Source organism: Variovorax sp. GW823-FHT02B07 (assembly GCF_058797695.1).
Window position 1 is genome coordinate 1,835,489 of sequence record NZ_JBXAJX010000001.1, and the last position, 12,731, is coordinate 1,848,219.

Annotated in this window: 13 protein-coding genes; all 13 read left to right on the forward strand. The window is 70.8% G+C overall.

Translation table 11 applies throughout. The features are described 5' to 3' along the window. Positions 1–7: 7 nt before the first annotated feature. The 13 genes from AC1RGU_RS08595 (at position 8) to AC1RGU_RS08655 (ending at position 12,710) form a co-directional block, all read left to right on the forward strand. Positions 8–874, forward strand: coding sequence for an ABC transporter substrate-binding protein (locus tag AC1RGU_RS08595; RefSeq protein WP_492696451.1), 867 nt, complete (start codon positions 8–10; stop codon positions 872–874). A gap of 5 nt (positions 875–879) precedes the next feature. Further along, entirely contained in the window at positions 880–1,890 is a 1,011-nt protein-coding gene (locus AC1RGU_RS08600) for a FecCD family ABC transporter permease (RefSeq protein ID WP_095747588.1), read from the forward strand. Further along, positions 1,887–2,669, forward strand: a complete 783-nt coding sequence (locus AC1RGU_RS08605) for an ABC transporter ATP-binding protein (RefSeq protein WP_492695974.1) — start codon at positions 1,887–1,889, stop codon at positions 2,667–2,669. Before AC1RGU_RS08600 ends, AC1RGU_RS08605 begins: the two co-directional genes overlap by 4 nt. A 310-nt stretch (positions 2,670–2,979) precedes the next feature. Next, positions 2,980–3,549, forward strand: a complete 570-nt coding sequence (cobO, locus tag AC1RGU_RS08610) for a cob(I)yrinic acid a,c-diamide adenosyltransferase (protein ID WP_492695976.1) — start codon at positions 2,980–2,982, stop codon at positions 3,547–3,549. A gap of 5 nt (positions 3,550–3,554) precedes the next feature. Further along, entirely contained in the window at positions 3,555–4,253 is a 699-nt protein-coding gene (gene bluB, locus AC1RGU_RS08615; RefSeq protein WP_492695978.1) for a 5,6-dimethylbenzimidazole synthase, read from the forward strand. After that, the gene (locus AC1RGU_RS08620) at positions 4,253–4,726 is read left to right on the forward strand and encodes a MotA/TolQ/ExbB proton channel family protein (RefSeq protein ID WP_492695980.1); all 474 of its coding nucleotides are present in this window, start codon (positions 4,253–4,255) and stop codon (positions 4,724–4,726) included. The genes bluB and AC1RGU_RS08620 overlap by 1 nt, the downstream gene beginning before the upstream one ends. Further along, entirely contained in the window at positions 4,723–5,076 is a 354-nt protein-coding gene (locus AC1RGU_RS08625) for a DUF2149 domain-containing protein (protein WP_492695981.1), read from the forward strand. The genes AC1RGU_RS08620 and AC1RGU_RS08625 overlap by 4 nt, the downstream gene beginning before the upstream one ends. Then, on the forward strand, positions 5,073–9,062 hold the full coding sequence (cobN, locus tag AC1RGU_RS08630; RefSeq protein ID WP_492695983.1) for a cobaltochelatase subunit CobN: 3,990 nt from the start codon (positions 5,073–5,075) through the stop codon (positions 9,060–9,062). The genes AC1RGU_RS08625 and cobN overlap by 4 nt, the downstream gene beginning before the upstream one ends. Before the next feature lie 18 nt (positions 9,063–9,080). Then, entirely contained in the window at positions 9,081–10,061 is a 981-nt protein-coding gene (cbiB, locus tag AC1RGU_RS08635) for an adenosylcobinamide-phosphate synthase CbiB (RefSeq protein ID WP_492696452.1), read from the forward strand. Continuing rightward, a complete protein-coding gene (locus AC1RGU_RS08640; RefSeq protein ID WP_492695985.1) occupies positions 10,058–11,068 on the forward strand; it encodes an aminotransferase class I/II-fold pyridoxal phosphate-dependent enzyme in 1,011 nt (336 codons plus the stop codon). Before cbiB ends, AC1RGU_RS08640 begins: the two co-directional genes overlap by 4 nt. 53 nt (positions 11,069–11,121) lie before the next feature. Then, entirely contained in the window at positions 11,122–11,475 is a 354-nt protein-coding gene (locus AC1RGU_RS08645; protein ID WP_099796764.1) for a CidA/LrgA family protein, read from the forward strand. Next, on the forward strand, positions 11,472–12,200 hold the full coding sequence (locus tag AC1RGU_RS08650) for an LrgB family protein (protein WP_095947756.1): 729 nt from the start codon (positions 11,472–11,474) through the stop codon (positions 12,198–12,200). The genes AC1RGU_RS08645 and AC1RGU_RS08650 overlap by 4 nt, the downstream gene beginning before the upstream one ends. A gap of 39 nt (positions 12,201–12,239) precedes the next feature. After that, positions 12,240–12,710, forward strand: a complete 471-nt coding sequence (locus AC1RGU_RS08655; protein ID WP_492695988.1) for an OsmC family protein — start codon at positions 12,240–12,242, stop codon at positions 12,708–12,710. The last annotated feature ends 21 nt before the right edge of the window (positions 12,711–12,731 follow it).

The window sequence follows — 12,731 nt, forward strand, 5'->3', positions numbered from 1 at the left end:
CGATCGCATGAAGACCTGGTTGCGCGCGTCGTTGCTCGGGATCGCCCTGGTGGTGGGTGCGCAGGCGGCGCAGGCCGTCGATGTGGTCGACGAGCGCGGCGTCACCGTGCACCTGGCGCAGCCGCCGCAGCGCATCGTCTCGCTGCTGCCGTCGCTGACCGAAGGCGTCTGCGCACTCGGCGCCTGCGACCGCCTGATCGGTGTCGACCGCTATTCCAACTCGCCCGCGCAGGTGCGCGCGCTGCCGCAGCTCGGCGGCGGGATCGACCCGAACGTCGAAGCCATCGTTGCCCTCAAGCCCGACGTGGTGCTGCTCGCCAAGTCGTCGCGCGTCACGCAGCGGCTCGAGGCACTGGGCTTGAAGGTGATCGTGCTCGAACCCAAGAGCCACGCCGACGTGCGCCGCGTGCTGGGCGCGCTCGACCAGGTGCTCGGCACGCACGAGGCGCCCGCCGTGTGGCGCGCCATCGATGCGGCCGTGTCGGCCGCGGCCCAGTCGCTGCCCGCCAGCGCCAAGGGCCTGCGCGTGTACTTCGAGGTCAACACCGGCCCTTACGCGGCAGGCGATTCGTCCTTCATCGGCGAGACGCTCGCGCGGCTCGGCGTGAAGAACATCGTGCCGGCGTCGCTCGGCCCCTTTCCCAAGCTCAACCCCGAGTTCGTCGTGCGCGCGAACCCCGACCTCATCATGGTCAGCGTGCGCAGCGCGATGGGGCTGGAGCAGCGACCCGGCTGGGGCGGCATCCGCGCGGTGCGCGAAGGCCGCGTGTGCCGCTTCGACGCCGAACAGACCGACGTGGTCGTGCGCCCCGGCCCGCGCATGGACGAGGCCGCGCGCCTGATGGCGCAGTGCCTGGCGGACAAGGGGCGGTGAGCGGCATGCATTCCGCCCATCTGCGTCGCGTGCTGTTGCTCGGCGCCGGCTTGCTGGTTCTGGGCGCGGCGCTGCTGCTCTTCGGCCTGGGCATCGGCAGCACCGGTTTCCAGAGCCTGCTGTCCGCGCGGCACGACCCGGTGGCGCTGCAGATCGTGTGGGACATCCGCCTGCCGCGCACCCTCGGTGCATGGCTGGCGGGCGCGCTGCTCGGGCTCGCGGGTGCGGTGGCGCAGGGCCTGTTCCGCAACCCGCTGGCCGACCCGTACCTGCTGGGCAGCGCCTCGGGCGCGTCGCTCGCCGTGGCGCTGGCGCTGATGCTGTTCGGCGGCTCCGTCACCAGCACGCAATGGGTGATGCGCCTGGGACTCACCGGCGCGGCCTTTGTCGGCGCCGTGGCTGCGGTGCTGCTCACGCTCACGCTGGCGCGCGGCGTGCAACAGACCCTGCGGCTGCTGCTCGCGGGCGTGATCGTCGGCGTGGTGCTGGGCGCCGCCAAGGACCTCATCACCATCGCCTCGGCCGACATCCTCCAGGCGCTGCAGGGCTTCGTGCTCGGCAGCACCGGGCTGGTCGGCTGGGCCGCCTGCGCCGTGATGGCGGCCGTCGGCGCGGCCTGCCTGCTGCTGGCCTGGGCGCTCGCGCCGGTGCTCGACGGCCTGGCGCTGGGCGAGGCCACGGCGCGCAGCCTGGGCCTGCCGCTGGGCGCCATGCGCGCCGCGCTGGTGGCGGTCCTGGCGCTGGCGACCGGCGCCGCCGTCGCGCAGACCGGCCTCATTGCTTTCGTCGGCCTGGCCGCGCCGCACCTGGTGCGCTCGGTGGTCAAGACCACGCACGCGCGGCTGATCGTGCTGTCGGCGTTGATGGGCGGGCTGCTGCTGATGGCGGCCGACCTGCTGGCGCGCTGGCTGATTGCGCCGCAGGAGCTGCCAGTGGGCGTGCTCACGGCCGTGCTCGGCGGCAGCTACCTGCTGTGGCTGATGCACCGGCGCGGCGCGAAGGGAGGCGGCCTATGAGCCGCACTCGATCCGCCGCGCTCGAAGCGCATGGCCTCAGCGCCACGCTCGGGTCGGTCGAGGTGCTGCACGGCATCGACCTGTCGCTCGCGGCCGGCCGCTGGACCAGCATCGTCGGGCCGAACGGCGCCGGCAAGTCGACGTTGTTGAAAGCGCTGGCAGGTCTGCTCGCACATCGCGGCGAAGTGCGGCTCTTCGGCGAGGCGCAGGCGGCCGTGCCGGCCCGCGTGCGCGCACGGCGCCTGTCGTGGCTGGGCCAGAGCGGCACGGGCGAGGGCAGTGCCGACGACCTGATGGTCTACGACGTCGCCATGCTGGGGCGGCTGCCGCACCAGCGCTGGCTCGCGGCACCCAGCGAAGCCGATCGCGATGCCGTCGAACGCGCACTGCGCAGCACCCAGGCCTGGGACTGGCGCGACCGTCCGCTGGGGCAGCTGTCGGGCGGCGAACGCCAGCGCGTGCTGCTGGCGCGTGCGCTGGCGGTCGAGGCCGAACTGTTGCTGATGGACGAGCCGCTGGCCAACCTCGATCCGCCGCATCAGGCGGACTGGATGCAGACGGCACGCGAACTGGTCGCGCAAGGCCGCACCGTGGTCAGCGTGTTGCACGAGCTGCCGATGGCGCTGGCTGCGGATGAACTGGTGGTGATGAATCGGGGGCGGGTGACGCATCACGGTGCTTGCGCCGATCCTGCGACGCATGCTGCGCTCGAACAGGTGTTCGACCACCGGATTCGCGTGCATCGCGTGGCAGATCAATGGATCGCATTGCCGCTATGAAGCTTCGCGCATCAAGTCATTCAGGACGTGCTCCCGCCGACGGGGCACCTTGCTCCGCGAATGTCCCCCGGCCTGCGGCCTCCTCCTTGATTTCGCTGCGCAAGGCACCCCATCGGCGTGAGCGACCAGCTCGGTCGTTGATCCGCCCGCACCACGACAGCGCCCATCGTGCGCAGGACACTGGGTGCTTCCCGCAGCGAAATCAAGGAGGAGGGCGAAGCCCGGGGGACATTCGCGGAGGGAAGTACCCGGTGGCCTGTGCACACGCCCTGAACAACGGACACAAGAACACCCAAGAACGGAACCCCTCATGCAAATAGAAACCCCTCCCAGCGAAAAGCCCTACGAAAAGCCCGAAGGCGAACGCCGCGGCATCGTCATCGTCAACACCGGCGACGGCAAGGGCAAGAGCACCGCAGCATTCGGCCTTGCACTGCGCGCACACGGCCGCGGCAAGGCCGTGAAGATCTACCAGTTCATGAAGGTGCCTTCGGCGCGCTTCGGCGAGCACCGCATGTTCGAGCAGATCGGCATTCCCATCGAAGGCCTGGGCGACGGCTTCAGCTGGAAGAGCCAGGACCTCGAACGCTCGGGCCAGCTCGCGCGCGACGGTTGGGAAAAGGCCAAGGTCGCGATCCTGTCGGGCGACTTCTTCCTCGTGGTGCTCGACGAGATCACCTACCCGCTGATCTACGGCTGGCTGCCGCTCGAAGGCGTGCTCGAGACCCTGCGCGCGCGCCCCAAGCACGTGCACGTCGTGCTCACCGGCCGTCGCTGCCCGCCCGAGATCATCGAGCTGGCCGACACCGTCACCGAGATGCAGATGGTCAAGCACGCGTTCAAGGCCGGCATTCCGGCACAGCGCGGCATCGAGGACTGACCCCGATGGTGGCGCATGCGTTCGCGGCCGACGAGGCGAAGGCGGTGTACCGCGCCATCCACGAGCGGCGCGACATGCGCCATTTCGCGGGCGGCGAGGTGGCGCCCGAGGTGCTGCGCCGCCTGCTCGACGCCGCGCACCATGCGCCCAGCGTCGGCTTCATGCAGCCGTGGCGCTTCATCCGCGTGCGCGGCGAAGGGCTGCGCTGGCAGTTGCACGAGGTGGTCGAGCGCGAACGCGTGCTCACCGCCCGCGCGCTCGGCCAGCGTGAAGACGAGTTCATGCGCCTCAAGGTGCAGGGCGTGCTCGACGCGGCCGAGCTGCTGGTGGTGACGCTCGCTGACGGCCGCGAGCCGCATGTGTTCGGTCGTCGCACCCTGCCGCAGATGGACCTGGCTTCCGCCTCCTGCGCCATCCAGAACCTCTGGCTCGCGGCGCGTGCCGAAGGACTGGGCATGGGCTGGGTGTCGTTGTTCGAACCCGCCGAGCTGGGCGTGCTGCTCGGCCTGCCCGACGGCGCGGAGCCGATCGCCTTGCTGTGCCTGGGCCCGGTGCATGCGTTCTACGAAGAACCGATGCTGCAGCGCGAACGCTGGGCCAAGCGCGCACCGCTTGCGTCGCTGGTGTTCGACGAAAGCTGGGGCCGGCCGTCGGACCTGTTCGATCCTTCTTCCACTTCATCTTCTTGCGTGGAGCCCACCTGATGCTGGCCTTCGACACCGTTCTCTTCGAGCTTGCGCGGCTGTTCCTCTGGCCCGTGACGCTCGGCGTGCTGCTGTCTTTCGTCTATGCGGTGTACTGCCTCGGCGCCTTCGGCATCGAGGGGTGGCAGCGCCGCCGCGACCCGTCGCGTGCGCTGGTGCTGCAGCCTCACGCGCAAGCCAGCCAGGAGCAGATGGAATTGGTCGTGCTCAAGCAGCTCGAAGGCGTGCGCCTGTGCAGCCGCGTGGCGCCGATGCTGGGGCTGATCGCCACCATGATCCCCATGGGCCCGGCGCTCGTGGCCGTGGCCTCGGGCGAATCACAGGGCGTGGCGCAGAGCCTGGCGCCCGCGTTCGCGGCCGTGATCGTGGCGCTGGCCTCGGCCTCGATCACCTTCGTGGTCTACACGGTGCGCCGCCGCTGGCTCATGCGCGAGCTGGTGATGCTGCTCGACGCGCGGGACCGGCTGTCATGAGCCGCAGGCAGTTCTCCATTTTGAGCAGTCTGGACAGCGATGACGACGACCCGGTGCTCTCGACCATCAACTTGATCGACGTCTTCATGGTCGTCATCGGCATGCTGATGATCGCGGTCATCAACAACCCGGTGAACCCGTTCTCGCAGGACAAGGTGACGGTCATCCGCCACGAGGGCCAGCCCGACATGGAGATCATCACGCGCGAAGGCCGGAAGGTCACGCGCTTCAAGGCCAGCGGCGCGACGGGGCAGGGCGACGGCGAAAAGGCCGGCACCGCCTGGCGCCTGAAGGACGGCACGATGATCTACGTGCCGGCGGACGCGGTGCCGGCGTCGGGCAGGAAGTGACGCGGCTTTTCGTCTTCTGGCTTGGGCTCCTGTGCCTGATGGCGCAGCCTGCGGTGGCGGCCGAGTCGCGCGTGGTGGTGCTGAGCACGGCGCTGGTGTCGCCTGCACGCGTGGTGCGGCTGCAAGCGGCGGCGCGTGAAGCTGGCGTGCCGCTGCAGGTGGTGTCGGCTGCGCAGGACGCGCCCGAGGCACTGGCTACCGCGCTCGATGGCGCGCGCCTGCTGGTCATCGATGCGCCGCACCTCAGCGTCGCCCAGTCGGCGGCGGCGCGCTTCGGCGATGTCATTGCGCGAACCTCCGTTCCCTATGTGCAGATCGGTGAATTCGCGCTCGTGGCAAAAGGCCAGAAACCGCCTGAGGTGCCGCCACTCGCGGCCGAGCGCGGCGTCGATGCGGCCTGGGCGCAGCGGCTGCGCGCCTACTGGCGCTTTCCGGGCGAAGCGAACCTGAAGGGCTCGGTGCAGGCGATGGCGCGGGTCGGCGACACGCCTGGGCTGCCCGACCCCGTGCCGCTGCCGCTCGCGGGCTTCTATCACCCCGACTGGCCGCGCGTCGAAAGCAGCATCGCCGCGGTCGAGGCACTGCCGGGCGGTCAAGGCACCGTCGCCATCGCCGTCAACAGCGCCACGCTCACCAGCGACGACACCGGCTGGCTCGACGGCCTGATCGGCACGCTCGCACAGCGCGGCCTGCGCGCCTATGCCTTCTACGGCCCGCGCCAGCAGAAGGACCTGTTCTTTCGCATGACGCACGCCGGCGAAGGCGAGCGCGACCGGCGTGTGGCCGATCTCCTCGTCAACGCCGCGCTGGTGTTCAGCCCCAACGAGCGCAAGGCCGAACTCGAACGCATCGGCGTGCCGGTGCTGCAGACGCTGCCCTCGCTCGCCATGGACGCGGCGCAATGGGCGCGCAGCAAGGACGGCCTCGCGCAGACCGACATCGCGGCCTACTACAGCCCGAGCGAACTCGCGGGCATGACCGACCCGATGCTCGTCACCGCGCGCGACGCCGCCAGCGGCAGCCTGCAGCCGCTGCCCGCGCAGATCGACGCCGTGGCCGACAAGGCCGCCGCGCTGCTGCGCCTGCGGCGCACGCCCGCCGCCGAACGCCGCGTGGCGATGCTGGTCTACAACTACCCGCCGGGCGAGGCGAACTTCGGTGCGTCGTTCCTCAACGTGCCGCGCAGCGTCGACCGGATGCTCTCCGCGATGCAGGCGGCCGGCTACCGCACCGAGGCGCCGGGCGCGGACGCCGTCATTGCGCAGGTGCAGGCCACGATGAAGGCCTACTACCCGACCGCGCAGGGCGGTGATGCGCTGCAGCCGTTGCTCGACCAGGGTCTGGCCGACACGCTGCCGCTGTCGCAGTACCTCGTGTGGTTCCGCGCGCTGCCCACCGACACGCAACGCCGAATCGAAGCCTACTGGGGCCCGCCCGAGGCGTCGACGCTGCTGCGGCCCGTGGCCGGCGCACCGGCCTTCGTGGTGCCGCGCGTGCAGTTCGGCCAGGTGGTCGTGCTGCGCCAGCCGCCGCGCTTCGAGCCCGGCACGCAGGTGGCCGACAAGGCGCAGCAGGTGTACCACCGCGCGGCCGTGCCGCTGAGCCACGGCTACCTCGCGACCTACCTCTGGCTGCGCAGCCGCTTCGGTGCCGATGCACTCGTGCACGTGGGCACGCACGGCACGGTCGAGTGGTCGGCGGGCAAGGAGCGCGGGCTTTCGGTGCAGGACGATCCGCTGCTCGCGCTGGGCGACGTGCCCAACGTCTACCCGTACATCATGGACAACCTCGGCGAGGCGACCACCGCCAAGCGCCGCGGCCGCGCGACCATGGTGAGCCATTCGACGCCCATGTTCACGCCCGCGGGCTTCCGCCCCGGCGTGCGCGAAATGCACGACCGCCTGCACGACTGGGAAACGCTGTCGCCCGGCGCGGTGAAGACCGCACTGGAACGGCGCCTCACCACCGACTTCGTCGCGCAGCACTACGACCGCGACCTGCAATGGACGCCCGCGCGCATCCGCGCCGATTTCGCCGGCTTCATCGCCGTGCTGCACCCGTACCTCGACGAGCTCGCACAGACCGCGCAGCCGCTGGGCCTGGCCACCTTCGGCGAGGCGCCCGATGCGCAGCGGCGGCGCCAGACGATCCTGCAGATCCTCGGCAAGCCCGTGGCGCAGGCGCTGGGCGAAGACCTCGACGAGATGTTCCTCACCGATGCGCAGGGCATTGCGGCCTCGAAGCCTGCGCGCTGGCTGGAGGCCGTGCTGGCGGGCAACGACACCGCTACCGACGCCGAACCCTTGCGTTCGCTCGCCGCCCGGGCCCGCGCCCTCGACGCGGTGCTGGCCCACAACGAGGAAATCGAAGGCCTGCTCACCGCGCTCGACGGCCGCTACCTGACATCGCGCTACGGCGGCGACCCGGTGCGCGACCCCGACAGCCTGCCGACCGGGCGCAACCTCTACGGCTTCGACCCCAGCCGTGTGCCCACGCGCGCCGCCTGGGACACCGGCGTCGCCGCGATGGACGACTGGATCGCCGCGCACGTTCGCACCCACGGCGGCCGTGCGCCGCGGAAGATCGCCTTCACGCTCTGGGCCGGCGAGGCCTCGCGCCACCAGGGCGTGACCGAGAGCCAGGCCTTCCACGCACTCGGCGTGAAGCCGCGCTGGGACGAGGCCGGGCGCATGGTCGGCATCGAGGTCGTGCCGGCCGCGGTGCTGAAGCGGCCGCGCATGGACGTGCTGATCAGCGTCACCGGTTCGTACCGCGACCAGTTCCCGCACGTGATGCGCTGGCTCGACGAGGCCGTGCAGCAGGTGGCCGCGCTCGACGAGCCCGGCAACGCCGTCGCGCAGCACAGCGAGGCGATGGCGCGCACGCTGCGCGCCGGGGGCGCGACGGCGACCGAAGCGCGGCGCTGGTCGACCGCGCGCGTGTTCTCGAACGAGCAGGGCAGCTACGGCGCCGGGCTCGAGGAAGCGGTGCTTGCCACCGAGCTCTGGAAGGGCCAGCAGCGCGGCGGCGGCGACGCGCAGATGGCCGGGCTCTACATGGACCGCATGGGCCACGCCTACGGGCGCGGCCTCGACGGCGCGACGCGCCCGGGCGCCTTCGCGGGCAACCTCGCGCAGGTCGATGCGGCGCTGATGGCGCGCACCTCCAACCTGTATGGCGTGCTGACCAACGACGACCCGTTTCAGTACCTGGGCGGCATCGCGCTGGCCGTGCGCCATCTCACGGGAAAGGACCCGGCGCTGTACGTGCAGAACCTGCGCGACGGTGCGGCTGTGCGCACCGACACCGCCGCCGGCGCCATCGCACGCGAGATGCAGACGCGCTACCTGCACCCGCAATGGATCGAAGCGCAGAAAGCCGAGGGCTACAGCGGCGCGCTGCAGGTGCTCAAGACCGCGCAGTTCCTCTGGGGCTGGCAGGCGACCGCGCCCGCCGCGGTGCGCGCGGACCACTGGCAGTCGCTGCACGAGGTCTATGTGCGCGACACCTACAAGCTCGGCACGCGGCAGTGGCTGGAGCGCGAGAACCGCGCCGCCTTCGCACAGACGCTGGAGCGCATGCTCGACGCCGTGCGACTGAACTACTGGACGCCCGATGCCACGACGCGGCGCGAGCTGGCGCAGGCCTACACGGAGGCGGTGCGTGCCACGGGGTTGCGGGAGCGGAACGAGGCGGTGCAGCGGTTTGCGCAGGCTGCCTTGGCGCCGTCGCCTGTCACTGCCCCTGCACCGGTCGTCGCAGCACCCGCCGTCGCACCCGTCGAAGCGACCCAGCCCGCACCCGAATCGCCCGCCGCACCGGACCTCGCGCAACCGGTGGCCGGCCTCCAGCTGAAGCCCGTCGCCGACACCCCGCCGCCGTCCGCCGTGCTGCCGCGCCTGCTCGCCGCTTTCGGCGCTGCCTTGCTGCTGGCCGTCGGCGCGCTGGTGCAATGGCGGCGCGGCCGGTCCGTGCCCGTCGCCTGATTCACGAGAATGTCTGCTATGCCCGCGCTCGATCCTTTCGCCGTCTTCGCCCTCGCGCTGGTCGCCGCCTTGTGGCTGGCACTGGCCGTCGACCGCTGGCTCGGCGAGCCGCCCGCCGCGTTGCATCCGGTCGTGTGGATGGGCCGCTACCTGGACTGGATCGGCAGCCGCCTCGCACCGCGCGCTGCCGATGCGAAGTCGCGTGACTTGCCGGGCTTCGCGATGGGGGCGCTCGGCTGGTGCGTGGGCGCGATGGCCGCGTTCGCCGTCGCGTCGGCGGTGCAGAGCCTGGCGATGCAGTGGCTGCCGGTGTGGGCCATGGCCGTGGTGCTCGGGCTTGCGTTCAAGCCGCTCTTCGCGTGGCGCATGCTGCGCGACGAGGTGCTGGCGGTCGAGACCGCGTTGGGCGAATCGCTCGACGCGGGCCGCGCACGGCTCGCGCGCCTCGTGAGCCGCGATGTCTCGGTGCTGAGCGAGCGCGAGGTGCGCGAGAGCGCCATCGAATCGCTGGCAGAGAACCTCAACGACTCGCTGGTGGCGCCCGTGTTCTGGTTCGTGCTGTTCGGCCTGCCGGGCGCGGCGCTCTATCGTTTCGCCAACACCGCCGATGCCATGTGGGGCTACCGCGGTGAACGCGGCGGGCGCGACTGGACCTGGTTCGGCAAGTGGGCCGCGCGCGCCGACGACGTGCTCTCGTGGCTGCCCGCGCGCCTCACCGTGCTGCTGCTGGCGCTCGCGGCCGGCCGCTGGCCGCGCGGCGTGGCCCGCGAGGCGCGCCGCACGCCGTCGCCCAACAGCGGCTGGCCGATGGGCGCGATGGCGCTGCTGCTGGGTGTGCGGCTTGCGAAGCCGGGTGTGTATGCGCTGAACGGGGAAGGGCGCGCCGCCACATCGGCCGACACCGCGCGCACCGCGCAACTCGGTGAACGGGCGGCGTGGGGGCTGGCGGTGATCGCTTCGCTCGCGATGCTGTCGCCGTTGCTGGCGAGGTGGGCATGACGAATCCAACCATGGTGCATGGCGGCCCCGACGAGACGGGCGCCGCGCCGCACGACTTCTCGACCAACGGCAACGCGGTCGGCTCGTGTCCCGCGGTGCTGGCTGCGCTGCGCGAAGCCGACGCGGCGCACTATCCCGATCCGCGCTACACCGCGCTGCGTTCCGCGCTCGCCGATTTCCACGGTGTGTCCGAAGAACGCATCGCGATCGCCGCGAGCGCGAGCGAATTCATCCACCGCATCAGCGCCGCTGTGGCGCAAGCAGGCGGCGGAGAGGTCTGGCTGCCCACGCACAGCTACGGCGACTACGAACGCTCGGCCCAGGCCTGGGGCCTCGGCGTGCGGCGCGCACCCGAGGAGGCCGACGGCGCCGCGCTGCGCTGGTGCTGCGAACCGTCGAGCCCGTTCGGCCAACCGCAACCCGACATCGCGCAGCATGCCGCGAGCGATGCCGTCTGCGTGCTCGACATGGCCTACGAGCCGCTGCGCCTCGAAGGCCAGCCCTCGCACGACGCCACGCAGCGCGACCGCCTCTGGCAGCTGTGGACACCGAACAAGGCGATGGGCCTCACGGGCATCCGCGCCGCCTACGCCATCGCGCCTGCGAACGCCGACGTGGCGGGCCCGCTGCTGGAGCGGCTCGCGCGCCTTGCGCCGTCGTGGCCGCTGGGCACACACGGCGTGGCGCTGCTCACGACCTGGACCAACGACGAAGCGCAAGGCTGGCTGGCGCGCAGCCTCGACATCCTGCGCGACTGGAAGGCGCGGCAGCGCGCCGTGTGCGAATCGCTGGGCTGGCAGGTGCTGCCCGGCGATGCCAACTTCTTCGGTGCGCAGCCCGACGTGCCATACCCGCCCCGCGCCGCCGCGCTGCGCGCCGAGGGCATCAAGCTGCGCGACTGCGCCTCCTTCGGCCTGCCGGGGCACCTGCGCCTGGGCGTGTTGCCGCCGGCCAGCCAGCAGGCATTGAAGGCCGCCTGGATACGCGCCGCACGACACAGCGGCTGAACGCACCTCGCACCACAATAGGGCTGTCGTAAAAAAGGAAAACAGACAGGCCCATGCTCTACGCCATCACCACGCTCTTTCTGTGCCAGCTCGCGGGCGAACTGCTCGTGCAGTGGCTGTCGCTGCCGATCCCCGGTCCGCTGATCGGCATGCTGCTGCTCTTCGTCGGCCTGCTCGTGCGCGGCGGCGTGCCGGAAGCGCTGACCGACACCTCGGGCCATCTGCTGCGCAACCTGATGCTGCTGTTCATCCCGGCGGTGACCGGCGTCATGCTGCATTTCGAGCGGGTGGGGCGCGAGTGGCTGCCGTTCCTTGCGGCCGGTGTCGTGGGCGGCGCCTTCACCATGGCGGTGACCGCGCTCACGCTGCGCTGGATGATCCGCATCACCGGCAAGGACGCCGAATGAACGCGCCCGCGAAGCTCTCCGAGATTTGGGTCTTCCTGGCCCAGTCGCCGCTGCTGTGGCTGTCGCTCACGCTGCTGGCCTACCTGGGCGCGCTGTGGCTGCACGCGCGCAGCGGGCGCAACCCGATGGTCAACCCGGTGCTGGTGTCGGTGATCGTCATCGTGGGCGTGTTGCTGCTCACGCGCACGCCTTACGACACCTACTTCGAGGGCGCCAAGTTCGTCCACTTCCTCATCGGCCCAGCCACCGTGGCGCTGGCCGTGCCGCTGTACAGCCAGGTCGGCCGGCTGCGGCGCCTGTGGCTGCCGATCGGCGTGGCGCTGCTGGTGGGCTCGGTGGCTGCCATCGTGTCGGCCATCGGCATCGGCTGGGTGCTCGGCGGTTCGCGCGAGCTCCTGATGTCGCTCGCGCCCAAGTCGGCCACCATGCCGATCGCGATGGGCGTGGCCGAAAAGATCGGCGGCCTGCCGTCGCTGGCCGCCGTGGCCGCGGCCATCGCCGGCATCTCGGGCGCGATCATGGCCACGGGCTTGCTGAATCTGCTGCGCATCAAGGAACCCGCGGTGCGCGGCTTTGCCGTCGGCATGGCGGCACACGGCATCGGCACCGCGCGTGCCATCCAGGTGAACGAGACCGCGGGCGCGTTCTCTGCGCTGGCGATGGGGCTGAACGGCATCGCGACCGCGCTGCTGGTGCCGCTGATCGTGAAGCTGATGACCGTCTGACATCCATTCATTCATTCCATCCATCGAGGAGCACGACCCATGTCCGAGTACACCGCCGAGATCGTCTGGGAGCGGGGCGACCAGGACTTCCTGGCCAACACCTACAGCCGCCATCACGTGCTGCGCTTCGACGGCGGCGCGCAGGTGCCGGGCTCTTCGTCGCCGCACGTGGTGCCGCTGCCGTTCTCCGACGCGTCGGCGGTCGATCCGGAAGAGATGTTCGTGGCCTCGCTGTCCAGCTGCCACATGCTGTGGTTCCTCACCATGGCAGTGAAGCGCAAGTTCGTGGTCGACCGCTATGTCGACGCGGCCACGGGCGTGATGGAGAAGAACGCCGAAGGAAAGATGGCGATGACGGTGGTCACGCTGCGCCCGCAGGTGAGTTTTTCGGGTGACAACCTGCCCACGCGTGAGCAGATCGAGCGCATGCACCATCGGGCGCATGAGGAGTGTTTCATTGCAAATTCGGTGAAGACCGAGGTGCGGTGCGAGCCGGTCTTCTTGCCCTGACGCCGGTCAATTTCACGCTTT